This window comes from Marinobacter sp. S6332, from assembly GCF_023016045.1.
Taxonomy (GTDB): Bacteria; Pseudomonadota; Gammaproteobacteria; order Pseudomonadales; family Oleiphilaceae; genus Marinobacter.
In genome coordinates this window covers 18,177-33,521 of record NZ_JALKAP010000017.1, presented here as the reverse complement: position 1 = coordinate 33,521, position 15,345 = coordinate 18,177, and the positions used below count along the sequence as shown (strand labels likewise).

Genomic DNA, 15,345 nt, shown 5'->3' with positions numbered 1-15,345 from the left:
CTTCGGAATAACGTGGCATGAATGCTCCCATGCCGCCCCTGATTGGTTAAATTCAGGCGAAATCGCCAACTGGACAACTAGGCTGACAGAGGGGGTCCCCTAAACCAGATAATTTGATGAGGAGTAAGCTACCAAAGTTCAGTTAAAACCGGAGAGAATAATAGATAATTTAATCAGATCAATATGGAATATCTAGCCTGATGTCCAGAAACGAAAAAGGCACATCCGAAGATGTGCCTTTATGCGTTGAATATGGTCGGGACGGTAGGATTTGAAGTTATTTTATACGCTTTCTCGCCCGCTCTCGCACAGTAAATCAAATGGTTACGTGCGAGGGGGTGCGGTGCCGTAGTCCGATTGGGACAAGTTTTGGGACATCGGAAAACCTCTAAATAGGACCCAGAATCAACGGCATTTTGATAGGTTACACTACTATCAGGAGCTAAATCATTTTCTGCGAAGCCGAATGCAAGAGCTAGCAGCCCAAAACTTGTCGCAAGATCGTTCTGGAGCTGACGGGCAAACAGGTTCCCTGGAAGCAGTTGGAGAAGAAGGTGCCCCGGCGATGGAAGACGCTCCTTACCAGATTCAACCTATGCGAGATCCAATCTGTACGGCACGTTCCGAACCTGCAGCCAAATAAGATGTGGGAATAAATTACTATTCTCAAGCTCCGGCATTTTCTGAAGCCCCATGGTTTGGGCAACCGCGTGGTCAAAGGGGTATGCATGCATCTGGAGACACACGGCCTGATGCTGCGCGAAGGCAGAATTACTGACGTCACTCACAACTACGACATTGTGCTCGCGGGAGCCTTCTCCAGAGCGAGAAGCAGCGTGTATTCGGCGACACTGGTTATCTCGGGGTTCAAACGCGGGATGAGCGCAGGGAGCGCAAAACAGTAATCGGCTGAACTTGCTGGACGCGTTCAACAATCTTCTAACAGTTGGAAAAGATTTTCTGGCGAGGGGCTAGTGTGCCCGAATTCCGCCAAAACTGCGATCTACGGGCAGGACACGAACAAAAAGGTTGGGGTGAATCAAGTCTTTTCGAGAACCACTTTTAATTTATCCATTTCTCGGTTGCTTTCCTCGCCATTTATCCACCGCGCATATGTTGTTAGCAGGACGATAACGCTATGGCCAAGTTGGTTCGCCACGAATGCCGGATTCATTCCGGCCATCAGGCATTGGGTGGCGTAAGTATGGCGCGTGTTGTAGGTTCGTCGGTGTCTTATGCCCAGCGCCTTTAGAGCTGCTGTGAAGACTACCCTGGGTGGTTTGTCCGTAAGCCATGCCTCATTTGTTCTCGGGCTTCGAAAAACCTGCTCACCAAATTGATAGGTCAATCTTTTTGCTTCATAAAGTGCCTCTTTAGCTTTGTCGTTCAAAAAAACTTCCCGAGCTCTATTTGTTTTTGTTTGGTGATTTAGTTGGCCTCGGATACGGGTTTTGCTTACCTTTACCGCACCGCGATTCCAGTCAATGTCATTCCAAGTTAGAGCCAGCATTTCAGAAGTTCGCATTCCCGTCCAGAATGCAAACTGTATATAGGTAGCATAGATTAGTTCCGGTCCAGCATTGTTGGCGTATAAGTAGTTGGTTATATTTTCAGCTTCTTTAGATGTAAAAGGATCGACTTCTGCCTTTTGATGCTTCATATTCTTAATCTTTTCTGCAGGGTTGCGCTCAATTACCTCATCATCAACTGCCATCTCAAATACTTGTCGTAAAGGAATCAAAACATTGTTTCTTGTCTTCATGGATTTCCATTCAATTTCTGCAACATCTTGTTTTAATTCAGATACGGTAAATGAATCAATTGGACGAGTTGCATATAGAGGTTGCCAGTACTTCATTAGTGCTTTTCTATATGTGTCCAAGGTTCCTTCAGAAACAGAGGCGGTATTTAGATACATTTGAGCATACTCGCTGAATAGTGGAACGTTACTATTAACGTATTCAGGCTGGTCGAACTGCGGAAAATATTCCGCAAGTTCCTTCCATGTTAGTGTTTTGAATCGGGCTTTGTTCGTGAGCTCAATTCGTAAACGGGCTGCCTGCCTGATGTTTGTTTTGGTTGGTTTCCGCGGCCAGATTGGCTCATACCTTTTTCCTTCCCACGTGAATCTAATTTTAATACCTGATCCGTGGGGGCGGATGCCTGTTGGAAATTCCCTAGTAGCCATTGCTTTACACCTTTAATTGAAACCCAAATTTGACCGTCAGGGTCATGAACAAATTGTTCGCCTGGCTTCCATTTTCCCGCGCGAATTTTACCCTTGGCCCACAGAGGTTTTTTTCCAAAAATTTCACAAACCCGTACATGAGGGAGCCAGTCTAACGACTCCATGTCAATATTTATTGATGAGTTGTTCAGTGCTTCATTGATTGAGCTCATGAGATTTACACCCTTGGTTTAGTAAGCATATTTGCTTTGTTTTTAAATGTTTGCATTCTGTTTTCATTTTTTTATTATACTACATTTAAAGTTTTCACCAAGCAGATAGATAAATAGGAAAGATCATAAGGGTTTAGTTGTATTTTAATAAATTCATGAATTTTATTATTTTGAATTTGAATGTCTAAAACCATTTTGGTCCGTTGGACTGGAATAAATCGTCTTTATTTAACTTATTGTTTGTTTCTTTTTGAGTATGAAGCCGAATGAATTGTGACTGCTCTCCTCTATGCGTTCTGATAAGCAGCGAAATTTCTACTTCATGAAACTCTTCTGCTTCTTGAGCGATATCTCGGATCTCTTGCATCAGGGGTTGAATGTTGCGCATGTGGTTCTCCTGGATGGGATTGAGTTCCAGTTCAGACTACAACATTGTTTTGATTGAGCAAGCAGATGGGAGAGCGGGAACTGGCCACTCTGTAGTAGAGACAAGACAATACTTTTGGGTACTGCCTATTTTTTCGTCGTGGATGGGACAATAAGATAATTTGTATTATGAGGAAATTAGTATTATTTCTCCTTCTTTGGCGACGATCCCGAGGCCGCCAATTTTGAGGGTCTCGGGCTCTTCATTTTCAGACACTTGGGCCTGCGAGTATGCCCAAGCCTGTCATGAGTATAAATTCTGGACGAACGTGAACGATTGTTCTGGAGCAAGGTGAACACCTTTATCAGATTGTTTGCTATTCTGTTCGTTTTTCGGAATCAGAGTTATGCCAGCGAAGCGAACACCAATGCGCCAAATCAGAGAGGTCCTTCGGCTAAGGCTGGCAGTCGGGCTCTCAATTCGGCAGACGAGCGTTGCAGCCAAGATTAGTGTTGGTGCAACTTATAAGATCTTGGCCCGGGCGGATGCCTGTGAGTTGACCTGGCCCTTGCCAAAGGATCTGGACGATGGTCGCCTGAAGGCGATGTTTTACCCCCGCTCTGATCTCATTTCAGCTTCCCGCTATCAGATGCCTGACTGGTCGAACGTGCATCAGGAGCTCAAACGCCAAGGTGTGACCAAACAATCGCTATGGGAGGAATATACGGCTCGATACCCCAACCGGTATTACAGCTACTCTCAATATTGTCATCGCTACTGCTACTGGCTGAAGCAGCAAAAGCGCTCCATGCGCCACATTCAAAAGGCCGGTGAAAAATGTTTCGTTAATTACTGTGGTCCTACTGTCCCCATCATCAACCCACAAACCGGCGAAATCCGCTTAGCTCAAGTATTTATTGCCGTGTTGGGTGCTTCCAGTTACACCTACGCAGAAGCCACCTGGAGTAAGGAATTACAGAGTTGGCTGCTGAGTCATGTGAGGGCATTTGAATTCTTCGGAGGTATACCAAGGACGGTGGTGCGGGGCGACTCACGCAGAGGTGTTAACAAAACGTGTCGGCTCGACCCGAGCACGAACCATAGCTACCAGCAACTCGCGACTCATTACCAGGTCGCGATGATGCCAACGCTGCCTTGCAAGTCCAAAGGTAAATCAAATGCGGAAGATCGGGTCCAGATCGTTGAGCGTTGGATACTGTCCCGATTACGCCACCACACGTTTTTCACCCTAGGGGACTTGAATCAATGCATCCATAACTTGCTGGACGACCTAAACAGCCGTCCGTTCAAACGTCTACCGGGGAACCGGCAGGAAGCCTTCGCGGCGCTCGATCAGCCCGTCCTGAGGGCCTTGCCCAGAAGCCCTTATGAGTACGTCGATATCCGACGCTGCCGGGTCAACATTGATTGCCACATTGAGTTTAGCCAACACCATTACTCGGTACCGCATCGGTATGTGGGGGAGCAGGTGGAGATCCATGCCAGTGAGCATCTGGTGCAGATCTTCTTCCAACGGCAACTGATCGCCAGCCACCCTCGCAGCCATCGGCTTGGTATCACTACCGAGCCCAAGCACCTGCCTACCGGTAACAGAAAGAACCAGCAGTGGACGCCTGGCCGCTTAAAAAACTGGGCCCAAGATATTGGGCCAGACACTCTGGCCTGGATTAGTGATCGACTGGATGAGCGGGCACACCCAGAACAGGCCTACCGAGTCTGTCTCGGGTTACTTAACCTGAATAAGGCATACTCCAGCCAACGCCTGAATGCCAGTTGCCATATCGCCAACAGGGAAGGCCTGAACCGGTTGAAACACATCAAGGCCATTCTCCAAACTAATCGCGATAAGCTGTGGGAACATTAGCCCTCCCTCACATCGAATAGATCCCTGGGGTGCTGCCGATCCAAGGCTACACAGATTTTTCCTGTATATAGGTCTGCAACTTGAACTACCTGAATCTCTGCAAATCCAAACTCTTCCTCCAGACCCTCGCAGACAGAGATAACACTGGTTTCGCAAACGGTGCCCCGCGGCATGGGTGATAGTTCAATTTTGATCTGAGAGTGTTCGTTGCGAACCGACCGTGAGCGGGAGCACCACGAAATCCGAGTCGGATTAATTCGGCCAATTCGGAGAGATTATTTAATCGAATCTAGCGCATCGTTGCGCTCCATCATGGGAAGAAGCGGTTTGATTTATCTAGAGTTCACGTCAATTAATGCCGTGAACGTTCGAGTTTATGAACTTAGTGTCCGAATGAACCTGCGGTTAATTACGTGTTCTGTAATCCTGAACAAAAGAGGAGTCTGTAAGCCGGGATGCGCGCTCCCCGAGCAGCATACGAACACGCTCGTGCAGTGGTATCGAACAGCATCTAGAACACATCAACCTCAAGATTAGGTGAATAGCTCCAGTTTTGATGGTGGTCTTTCATGCCTCTCGGTTCAGTCCACCGCCCATTACGTATGAGGCTAATGGCTGCATTAATGGCCTTATCCACGGAACCGTATGCTTCCACTGGCATGTCTCCATAGAGAATACTCCAAGACACCTGGGCGGCGAAACGTTTGATATCCGGGCTTAAGTCCCTTTCACCATTGAGCATTCGTCGAGCAGTTTTGATCTCTATTAGACGTTTATCAGGCGGCGCGACTGACTGTTCGTCAGCCAGACTTTTTGCGAAACTCAGCAGGTCTTTTTTGGGATCAGATTTGAGGTCGCCGCGATAGCGCTCGCGCGCAACATACTGTAGTAGCTTTTTAGGAAATAGAATTTTTGTTGTTGATACTCGTTGACGAAACGGATCTAGGCTCGATTTTCCATTGTTCACGCGGTGTACCAATGATGCGTCGACCAGAGCACGATTTGCGCGTTCAACGGATGATCGCGAGATCTGGAGACGCTCCTGCAGGCTCTCGGCACTGATATTACATTGCCAGCTGCCCTCCATTTTTCCGAGTCTCCAGTACTCCAAGAAAACGCGAATGGCGGAGCTGCTCAGTTTGGTCTCGTTATAGAGATAGTTTTCCAGAGCTATTGGGGTGTTACGGTATTCGTAATGGCGGTCAATAAACTGCGCAATCTGCGCCTCGCGAGTGGTCATGATCGTCAGAATTTTCTATGGTTAGTGAGCTTGTGGCAGCTAATTTACCGAGTATTTTTGTTTTCAGGTACCTAGATTACATTTTATTACGTTGTGGTCGATTCGGTGTTGCCGAGAACGGCGACCTAGTGCGGCATTTTTTGAGTGGGGACAATAGGCATGGAAACGACGATTGAGATTACATTTGGTGCCCGCGAAACGTTGCCAGTGATGATTCGTAATCAAGCTCGCCTGCTAGGTTTAACTGACGCTGAGTTTGCGAAGCGTCTAATCGTCGAGGGAATGGAGCGGCTGGTGGCTGATAGTGAGCCCTCGAAGCCTGGCAAAACGCTAGAGGATTTTTTAGTAAGAAACGGGGCGCTCTATCCTAGGGAATAGAGCGCCGAACGGCTGTTAATCCGGTCTAGCTCCGCTGTGATTAATGATCATTTTTTTGGTATTGATCGTGATGTTGATTGCGAGGCTCTGGCCGTTTCTTAACAGTTTGTGTTCTGCCGGGTGCAGAATGGTTTGTTGTAAGACCCCGAATTTTATCGGCAGTGGCTCACACATGAGAGGGTCATCTTGGTTCGAATTTAGTCTGGTTAAAATCACACCACCGAAAATGTTATCAACACACCCGTTTTCTAGCTCCCTGAAAAAATCCGCTCGATCGCATTCCTGCATAGACTCGATAATTTCATCCACATCCAAAACCGAAACCCCTGCTTTCGCCAGATTAATGGCCTCGTCCTTAGTGTAGCAAGGAGTGAAGTACGCCAAGATTTCAGGGGCTTGGTTGTCGGAAACCAGCAGATACCGGTCATTATGAGTCTCATGGATTGAAAATGCACCAAAACTACGGTCCTCAAGCAGTGTCTTGTTTATAAATATCAAGATTTTCTCGTTGTCAGTGTAAACAGTAATAGCGAACATAAAAATTCCTCGTTGAGTAATGTATTAATGTTACACAAAAATTAAAGTTATGCGACGCGTGAAAACACGAATAAAATGTAATTAGACGAGAATTTTATTAATTATTTTGAGGTAATCTATGGGAGCCAATTTTTTGCGAGAGTGAAGTATGAATATTGATCGGTGTTGGGCTGTTTTGAAGACTGAAATTTATAATGTAAGCGATCGGAGGTCTGATGATTTTGATATGATATTGAGATGTCTGGTAATAATTTCTGATGATATCGTTGATGAGTATAAACAGAGCCGAGAATTCCATAAACAAAAAGATTCGACGTTCAAGTTTTGGACATACGTACCGAGCATTGAGCGCGGTTCGCTATCCGTTGTAATTCGTTGGCGCAGATACAGTGGTCATGGGCGCTATTCGGATCCAGTCGCGACGTCCCAGTTAGTCGACTACAGGATTCCAATGTCGTTTTTCCCAAAATGCACCAGGCCCGAGAAGAGCGCTATCATGCATGCTGAAACTCAGTTCTCCACCGTCCGAAAAATTGGAGAAAAACTACTGCTAATTGCTCAGGCGCAAAACGCATTGTTAGATATTACCGGGGCCCGGCACCTGAAAGAGGATCAGCGAGTGATCGGAAGATTACAGCGGGGGCATCAAAAGGCTGAAGAAGATGACCTTGTTCATAACTCTGCTATGGAGACCGTAGAGTTTACAGATGCAGAGCGTGCAGCGTTTCGAAAAAAGCATGGCCTAGGCCCCCGAAGATACAGCTAATGTCTGTACCTGAGGGGAGGGGGCTGTGCTCAAGATAGGATAGGTAACATGGGGGGGTGAATTATTTTCGAATAATAGCTTCACCAGAACCAGGGCCTGATGGAAAACCCGGAATTAGCGCATAAATCCTGAAGATGAAATGAGTGTTATTGATAGAGATTAAATAGATAGTTTGAATGGGAAATTACTCCGAGTGTACCGCAAGTGTACTTGAAGTGTACTTTTCAAGATTTCCGTTAATGAGAGACCGGAAAAATAAGTACGTAAGTACACTCTGGGTACACTTCAAGTACACTGAACTGCAGCTTAAAGAAAGCTGTGCGGATCATCTGAGAAGCCGGTGTCTATAAAAATTGATTCATCAAATGGCGACGTATCATTGGATATATCAAATCCATAAGGATTGCCGCCGACATCAATCCCACCAATATCTCCACCTAACATCGGAAGCCCGGTCGTGGGATTGATAGCGAGATCATCTCCTTGCAGTCTAGGCGAGTCGGGATCGAACAGCGTGAAGCTATGATCCGGGTTATCATCAAAACCCTGTGGTTCGTAGCTTTCATCAAAAATTGAATGTGCAAACATTGCTCCCAAAATGGCGCCGGCAATCAGGCCAATCGGCCCAAAAAAAACTCCAACCGCACCACCTATTAATACCAAAAAAATAATCATAGCTGTGTCTCACCAAAGCTGATTCCAATGTTGGTTCAGTTTAGCGGAATCTGAAATTCGTCCAAATTCAGAGCCGTGAGAGCTGGGCATACTGAGAAAAACTGTGGAGCCATTGATAGCCATAGATCATAATCTTGAAACTTGGAATCTTTCGTTAGATCAAGCAGTATTGAGCCCATCAAAAAAAGGAAGCAGCCTACCTTCTAACCTAGCTGGTAAGTGGATTGGCAAACGAGATTTCCGGGTTTTCCGCTAAGCTCCTGGTGAGCTCAGCGATTCCCCTGATAAAGCAGTCGTAAATCGACCGAATACGCACATGCTGGATCTTGACTCTCTCCTGATGCAAAACCTCCTCAAAAAAGCTAAGACCTTATGAACTTGCATCCAGAGAATAATCAATGGATTTCAGGTGCCTGGCTATCAGAATAACGCTTACAAAAGCGATGAATTATTTGAGTCTGGGTGCGCGTAGAGTTAAGTTGATGGGTTACCGCGTTTAACCTAGAAAAGTGCCCAAACTGAATGGCAAGCAACGACCGTTATCGAATCTCTTTCACCTCTGGCAGCCTACACCATCACGAATCCGTGCAACTGGCAGAGCTCTACCGGGAGTTGGGCGACTGGGAAGTCACTCGCTCAGAGACTCTGCAGCGTAATGCGCTTCAGGCCAGAACAGAGCGTACCGCCAAGGTCGTATGCCGCGAAATTATTGATCGGTTAAAGACACTCAACAAGGCAGAACTGGATTTTCTTATTGTTAGCGGTCATCAGGATCAAGCACACATTCTGTGGTTAGCTATTTGCAGGCTTTACCGGTTCGTCGCCGATTTTGCAGTGGAGGTTGTAAGGGAGCGTTTCCTGTCGATGAAAATCGATCTAACCTATGAAGATTTTGATGCTTTTTTCAACAAAAAATCAGAATGGCACGATGAGCTCGATCAAGCTAGCCCATCTACAAGGGACAAGCTGCGCCAGGTGACTTTCAGGATGCTCCGGGAGGCCGAGCTTGTGACCAAAGGGAAAACGATCAATACAGTCATTCTCAGCCCCAAGTTGGTAGGGCTTATTCGTGAGAACAATCCTGACGAATTTCTTTACTTTCCCGTTTTTGAATCTGATATCAAAGGGATGTCACTGTGAGCAAAGACATTGCCAGAATGCCGATGCAGGATCGGTTTCAGCACCTTCATAGCGTTATTTCTGGACAGCGATTTCTAAATAAACAAGGGCTCGGCAACGAAGTGCCATTTTTTATCTGCCCTTATAGAGCCGAAGAAGCGGTCGAAATGGAGCGCTTGCAAAGCCAGTTGATCAATCGTCTGGAGCAGACAGGGATCAAGATTCTCAGCATCAATCTATACGATCTCTCTGTTGAGCTTCTGAAAGAACGAGACGTATGGAGCCAGGTTGTTGAGCTCGAACCGACGGTTTCAAAAGATCAGCTCAAGGAGCTGCTTCAGGGTGTTTTGGACCCAGAGACGCATCTTGTGCCGGCCATTGCGGCGAAGCTACAAACTGCTGAGCTCGACGTGCTGTTTCTCTCTGGCGTAGGAGAGGTCTTTCCTTATATCCGTTCTCATAACGTGCTCAATAACTTACAAAGCACGGCGAAAGAGAAACCAACAGTAATGTTTTTCCCAGGGTCCTATACCCATTCGCTCGAAACGGGAGCCTCGCTAGATTTGTTTGGAAAGCTTCACGACGACAAGTATTACCGCGCGTTCAATATCTATCATTACGAAGCCTGAGCGGACGTAAAAATCGAGGCGCCTTTACAAAGGAAAGCACAATGACATTGAAGAACATCTTTCTAAAACCGGTTGACCGCCCGATCGAAGGTGTTATCAAAGCCGACGATGAGGCCAGTCTCCGCCTCGAAATTGACGAATACGTTCTGACGAACGAAGTTGAAAAGCGCCTTGAAGATTTTTTGGATGCTTACAATAACTACGAAGGTGCAAACGGTGTTTGGGTTTCCGGCTTCTTTGGCTCGGGTAAGTCGCATTTGCTTAAAATGCTGGCACTGTTGCTTGAAAACCGTGAGATGGATGGCGCTTCAACCCTAGATCGCTTCCTTCCAAAGTGCGCCGAAAACACGATTCTTCAGGCTGGCTTGAAGAGGGCTGTCTCTATTCCCTCAAAGAGTATTTTGTTCAATATCGATCAGAAAGCCGATGTCATTAGCAAAACCCAAATCGACGCGTTGCTGGCCGTGTTCGTCAAAGTCTTTGATGAAATGTGCGGTTACTATGGCAAACAAGGCCACATCGCCCAGTTCGAACGTGATCTGGATAGCCGCGATTTGTACCAGCGATTCAAAGCCGAGTATGAAAATGTGGCTGGGCGATCCTGGCAGAAAGGCCGTGAACAAGCGCTTTTGGAAGGGCCAAACATTGCCAAAGCCTACGCTGCAGTCACCGGAGCCGACCAACAGTCGGCAATGGGTATCCTCGATAAATACCGGAGCGATTACCGGGTCTCGATTGAAGATTTTGCGGATAACGTAAACGAGTATATCGAGAAGCAAGCGGCCGAGGGCGGGCACAAAGAATTTCGGCTGAACTTCTTCGTGGACGAGGTAGGTCAGTATATCGCCGACAACATCAAGCTGATGACCAACTTGCAGACCATTGCGGAGAGCCTGGCCACCAAGTGCCGGGGGCGTGCTTGGATCGTTGTTACGGCTCAGGAAGAAATGAAAAACGTCGTCGGTGAACTGGGCAAGCAGCAGGGCAACGACTTCTCCAAAATTCAGGCGCGTTTTAACAACCGCATGAAGTTGTCGAGTGCAGACGTGGCCGAAGTCATTCAGAAGCGTTTGCTGACTAAAACAGAAGAGGGCGTCAATCAGCTATCAGACGTCTATCATGCGCAATCCAATAACTTCAAAACCCTTTTCGACTTTGCGGATGGTTCAGCTACTTACCGTAACTTCCGCGATCGGGATCACTTCGTCAACAGCTATCCGTTTATTCCGTATCAATTCGCACTCTTTCAGTCGGCAATTCAAAATTTGTCGCAGCATAGTGCGTTTGAAGGCAAACACAGCTCCGTTGGTGAACGCTCCATGTTGGGTGTGTTTCAGCAAGTCGCCATCCACATTGGCGATCACCAGGTAGGCCAGTTAGCAACTTTTGATCTGATGTTCGAAGGCATCCGGTCTGCACTGAAGTCGCAAATACAGCGTGCGATCATCCAGGCCGAAAACCATCTGGACGGACCGTTCGCGATTCGATTGCTGAAAGCTTTGTTTCTGGTGAAATACGTCAAAGAGTTTAAGCCAACGGTTCGCAACCTCTGTGTGCTGATGCTGGACGCCTTCGATCAGGATCTGCCGGCGCTTCGGAAGAAAATTGAAGAGGCTCTGAGCCTGCTTGAGCAACAAACCTACATACAGCGCAACGGTGACCAGTATGAGTACCTGACCGACGAAGAGAAAGACGTCGAACAGGAAATCAAGAACGTGGAAGTCGAGTCATCCGACGTAGCAGATGAACTTGAGAAGATCATCTTCGACTACGTCATCAAGCAGCGTAAGATCCGCTACGATGCAGGCCCCTCCCAGAACCAAGGGCAGGACTATGCCTATTCTCGCAAGCTGGATGACCGGCTGCATGGGCGCGAATACGAACTGGGCATTAATGTTGTCAGCCCATTTCACGAGCATACCGACAACGAGCAAATGCTGCGTACCGCATCCACTTATAAGGCCGATGAACTCTTCGTTCTGATGCCTTCTGATGAACGTTTGGTGCGTGACCTGTTAATGCTCAAGCGCACAGAGAAATACATCAAACAAAACATCTCGGTGACTCAACAAGAGTCTGTTAAACGGATTCTGAACGATAAAGGCTTCCAGAATCGTGAACGTGAAGCCCGGATACGCCAGCAGGTTCAGGCGCTCCTCAGCAAGTCCAAACTCCTGATCGGTGGTGCGGATGTAGAAGTAGCCAACGAAGATCCTCAAACTCGCATCATTCGGGGTTTTCATGAGCTGATTGCCCGTGCGTACCCCAACCTCCGCATGCTACGAGGTGTCTCCTACTCGGAAAACGATATAAGCAACTGCTTGAAGCGGGCAGAAGACGGTTTGTTTGGTAATGATACGACCGCATTGGCGGAGTCCGAACAGGAAGTGCTGGCCTTTATTCAGAGCAACAATCGTGGCGGTGTTCGCACTACCTTGAAAGGCCTGCTGGAAAAATTCGAGCGCAAGCCATATGGCTGGTACTACGCCGCCATTCTCTGCACCTTGGCGAACCTGTGTGCACGCGGAAAAGTCGAGGTTCGTCTCGACGGTAACATCCTGGACGACGCCGAACTCGAACGCGCGTTTCGCAATACCCACGGGCACAATAACCTCGTACTGGAACCACAGATAGAGTTTACCGCGTCCCAAGTACGTGCCCTTAAAGCCTTTTATGAAGACTTTTTTGACAGCCCACCTGCAAGCAGTGAAGCCAAAGCATTAGGGAAAGAGGCTGGCGAGGCCTTTCAAGAAATGTTCCACCAGCTCAACCCACTGGCAGCCCAGGCTGGCCAGTACCCGTTCCTCAGTGCTTTAAAGCCTGCGTTGGAATCGCTGAAAGATGTTGCTGGCAAGCCTTACACTTGGCACCTGACTGAATTAGGCAAGCAAGAAGACCAGCTCTTAGACCTGAAAGAGGACGTCATCGACCCCATTCGAAAATTTATGAGTGGGTCACAGAAAGACATCTACAATCAGGCGCGGTCACTGCTGCAAACACAGGAACCCAATTTTATCTATGTGCCCGGAGATGAGATAGAGCAAATTCGTTCAATTCTCAATGATCCGAAGTGCTACAAAGGCGGCCGCATCCAGCAGCTGAAAGGACAGCTGGATAACCTGAAAGAGCGCATTGATGAAAAGGTTAGCCAAACTCGTTCCAGAGCGTCCACATCCCTGAGCACCATGCAAGAACGAATGCAGAGCATGGATGAATACCAAGCGCTTCCAGAGCCTCGTCGGGCAGAGCTGAATAAGCCTTTTCAGGATCTGAGCGAGCACATTGGCGGGCAACAGATTATCGCCGTTATCAACGACCGTCTGCGCTTTTTTGAAGAAGAGGGCTATCAGAAAGTTTTAGCGAGAATGGTAGACCTGTCCAACCAAAAAACCGCGCCTTCCCAAGAACCGGAACAACCCCCTAAGTCAGAGGGTGGCGATAAGCCACACAAGATCAAGGAACCGGCTGCCGAGTACGTTCATTCGCGCAACCTGCACGTTACCTACAACAAAGCCTGGCTGGCCGATGAAAGCGATGTAGACCGTTACTTAGCGTCCCTGCGTGAAGCCTTACTGCAAGAAATTCAGCAAGGTCGAAAGGTGCAGATTTAGAACATGCAGATCCAGAGTGTGCAAATCTAAGGGGTAGCTATGAACGATACAGAACAGGATGTTCTTGAGCTGATTCGCCGCGGTGAAAATCTGACCGTCGAGTTTAAGAGCGACGAAAGAAGCCTGCCCGATCGGGACCTGATCGCAGCAGTCGTGGCCCTTGCAAACACGGAAGGGGGCGACTTGTTCCTGGGTGTAGAGGATGACTGTTCGATCACCGGCCTGCATGTTAACCACCGAAACGTGACCGGGCTGCCCGCGTTGATTGCTAACAAAACCATTCCATCGATGGCTGTGCGTGTTGAGCTCATCGAGCTGGAAGGGCAGGTAATTGCCAGAATTCGTGTACCCAAGTCCCGACAGCTGGTGTCCACTTCAGACGGTTTGCTACAGAGGCGCCGCCTTAAAATGGACGGCAGCCCGGAGGCAGTGCCGTTCTATCCCCACGAATTTGTTCAGCGCCAATCCAGCATTGGTGTTACCGACCCTTCTGCGTTGCCGCTGGAAAACCTGGCGGTTGAAGACCTGGATCCAATTCAGCGCATTCGCATCCGCAATGCCATCAAGAAATACGGCGGTGATCAAAGCCTGCTGCCGCTGGCGGATGAAGAGCTGGATGGAGCTCTGGGGCTGACTGTGACGATAAGCGGCAGGCGTCATCCAACAGTGGCTGGTTTGCTTTTGCTCGGCAATGAAAGGCAACTGCGGCAACACTTGCCGTCCCATGAGGCGGCTTTTCAAGTTCTGCGTGGTACCGATGTGCTAGTCAATGAGTTTTACCGCAAGCCATTGCTGGAGACCTTTGAGGAGGTCGAACTGCTGTTCCGGGCCCGGGTGGAAGAAGAAGAGATCCAAATTGGTTTGTTTCGCGTGCCCATCCCCAACTTTGATCGGCGAGCGTTCCGGGAGGCTTTTGTAAACGCTCTTGTACATCGCGATTACAGCGCTCTGGGGGCAGTGCACGTTCGACTAGATGACGATGGCCTGAGCATCAGCAACCCCGGCGGCTTTGTGGAAGGCGTCAATTTGGACAACCTGCTGGTAGCCGACCCCCGCTCTCGCAACCCCTTGTTGGCGGACATCATCAAACGCATCGGCCTGGCCGAACGCACTGGTCGGGGCATAGACAGGATCTTTGAAGGCATGCTCCGTTATGGACGCACCGCTCCAGACTATTCCATGTCATCCGCCTATACCGTCGCCGTGCGAATGAGTGCAGCAGATGCAGACGCGGAATTTCTGCGCATGATTGTGCAACGTGAGGAACAAACCGGCGCAGCCATGCCCATCGACAGTTTGATAATTCTGTCCCGGCTGCGTAACGAGCGGCGATTAAGAACAACGGATTTGGCCAAGTCCGTGCAAAAGCCAGAAGCCGTGGTTCGGGGCACGTTGGAGAAGCTGGTAGAAGCCGGCATGGTGGAAGCCCACAGCACTGGCAAGGGTCGCACCTATACGCTGAGCGCAAAGGTTTATCAGGGCGCCGGCCAAAAAGCGGCTTATGTGCGTCAGGCGGGTTTTGATCCCATTCAGCAAGAACAAATGGTGCTGAACTTTATCGACACCCACGGCAGCATAAAGCGAGCGGATGTGATTGAACTTTGTCATATCAGCCCAGACCAGGCATACAAGCTTTTAGCAAAGTTACGGAAAAAAGACCTAATTAAGCAGGTTGGTGAACGCAAAGGAGCTATTTACGAGCGCGCGCGTTAATTTATGCGCTCGGCGTATATATATG

The 15,345-nt window shown here is 48.4% G+C and carries 12 protein-coding genes and 2 pseudogenes; 8 read left to right on the top strand and 6 right to left on the bottom strand.

Annotated elements, in window-relative coordinates:
- Nucleotides 1-728 precede the first annotated feature (728 nt).
- Nucleotides 729-905, top strand: a complete 177-nt coding sequence (locus MWU62_RS17980) for a hypothetical protein (RefSeq protein ID WP_247116162.1) — start codon at nucleotides 729-731, stop codon at nucleotides 903-905.
- A 134-nt stretch (nucleotides 906-1,039) separates the two neighbouring features.
- Here MWU62_RS17980 and MWU62_RS17975 read toward each other — a convergent pair whose 3' ends face one another.
- Together MWU62_RS17975 and MWU62_RS17970 are read right to left on the bottom strand one after the other, a co-directional pair.
- Nucleotides 1,040-2,188 carry a site-specific integrase gene (locus tag MWU62_RS17975; protein ID WP_247116161.1) on the bottom strand — a complete coding sequence of 383 codons (1,149 nt, stop codon included), beginning with the start codon at nucleotides 2,186-2,188 and terminating at the stop codon, nucleotides 1,040-1,042.
- A gap of 396 nt (nucleotides 2,189-2,584) precedes the next feature.
- Complete coding sequence (locus tag MWU62_RS17970; protein WP_247116160.1) at nucleotides 2,585-2,788, bottom strand: hypothetical protein; 204 nt, start codon at nucleotides 2,786-2,788, stop codon at nucleotides 2,585-2,587.
- A gap of 385 nt (nucleotides 2,789-3,173) precedes the next feature.
- Between MWU62_RS17970 and istA the strand changes: the two are divergent.
- A pseudogene (istA, locus tag MWU62_RS17965) lies at nucleotides 3,174-4,640 on the top strand (IS21 family transposase); the annotation flags it as partial.
- Nucleotides 4,641-4,657: 17 nt separating this feature from the next.
- On the opposite strand, the pseudogene MWU62_RS17960 reads toward istA, so the two are convergent.
- Nucleotides 4,658-4,852, bottom strand: a pseudogene (locus tag MWU62_RS17960) (nucleotidyl transferase AbiEii/AbiGii toxin family protein); the annotation flags it as partial.
- Between the two features lie 311 nt (nucleotides 4,853-5,163).
- Complete coding sequence (locus tag MWU62_RS17955) at nucleotides 5,164-5,892, bottom strand: hypothetical protein (RefSeq protein WP_247116159.1); 729 nt, start codon at nucleotides 5,890-5,892, stop codon at nucleotides 5,164-5,166.
- Nucleotides 5,893-6,051: 159 nt separating this feature from the next.
- On the opposite strand from MWU62_RS17955, the gene MWU62_RS17950 reads away from it, so the two are divergent.
- A complete protein-coding gene (locus tag MWU62_RS17950) occupies nucleotides 6,052-6,270 on the top strand; it encodes a hypothetical protein (RefSeq protein ID WP_247116158.1) in 219 nt (72 codons plus the stop codon).
- A 15-nt stretch (nucleotides 6,271-6,285) separates the two neighbouring features.
- Here the strand turns inward: MWU62_RS17950 and MWU62_RS17945 are convergent, their stop codons facing one another.
- A complete protein-coding gene (locus tag MWU62_RS17945; RefSeq protein WP_247116157.1) occupies nucleotides 6,286-6,807 on the bottom strand; it encodes a hypothetical protein in 522 nt (173 codons plus the stop codon).
- 496 nt (nucleotides 6,808-7,303) lie between these two features.
- Between MWU62_RS17945 and MWU62_RS17940 the strand changes: the two genes are divergently transcribed.
- On the top strand, nucleotides 7,304-7,573 hold the full coding sequence (locus MWU62_RS17940; RefSeq protein ID WP_247116156.1) for a hypothetical protein: 270 nt from the start codon (nucleotides 7,304-7,306) through the stop codon (nucleotides 7,571-7,573).
- Between the two features lie 306 nt (nucleotides 7,574-7,879).
- On the opposite strand, the gene MWU62_RS17935 is transcribed toward MWU62_RS17940, so the two are convergent.
- Complete coding sequence (locus tag MWU62_RS17935; protein WP_247116155.1) at nucleotides 7,880-8,248, bottom strand: hypothetical protein; 369 nt, start codon at nucleotides 8,246-8,248, stop codon at nucleotides 7,880-7,882.
- 522 nt (nucleotides 8,249-8,770) lie between these two features.
- Here MWU62_RS17935 and MWU62_RS17930 point away from each other — a divergent pair.
- The 4 genes from MWU62_RS17930 to MWU62_RS17915 are packed head-to-tail and all read left to right on the top strand — an operon-like array spanning nucleotide 8,771 to nucleotide 15,320.
- The gene (locus MWU62_RS17930; RefSeq protein ID WP_247116154.1) at nucleotides 8,771-9,388 is read left to right on the top strand and encodes a DUF1819 family protein; all 618 of its coding nucleotides are present in this window, start codon (nucleotides 8,771-8,773) and stop codon (nucleotides 9,386-9,388) included.
- A gap of 17 nt (nucleotides 9,389-9,405) precedes the next feature.
- Complete coding sequence (locus MWU62_RS17925; RefSeq protein WP_281494966.1) at nucleotides 9,406-9,996, top strand: DUF1788 domain-containing protein; 591 nt, start codon at nucleotides 9,406-9,408, stop codon at nucleotides 9,994-9,996.
- Between the two features lie 41 nt (nucleotides 9,997-10,037).
- Nucleotides 10,038-13,607 carry a BREX system P-loop protein BrxC gene (brxC, locus tag MWU62_RS17920; RefSeq protein ID WP_247116152.1) on the top strand — a complete coding sequence of 1,190 codons (3,570 nt, stop codon included), beginning with the start codon at nucleotides 10,038-10,040 and terminating at the stop codon, nucleotides 13,605-13,607.
- A gap of 39 nt (nucleotides 13,608-13,646) precedes the next feature.
- Nucleotides 13,647-15,320 carry an ATP-binding protein gene (locus MWU62_RS17915; protein ID WP_247116151.1) on the top strand — a complete coding sequence of 558 codons (1,674 nt, stop codon included), beginning with the start codon at nucleotides 13,647-13,649 and terminating at the stop codon, nucleotides 15,318-15,320.
- Nucleotides 15,321-15,345: the final 25 nt, after the last annotated feature.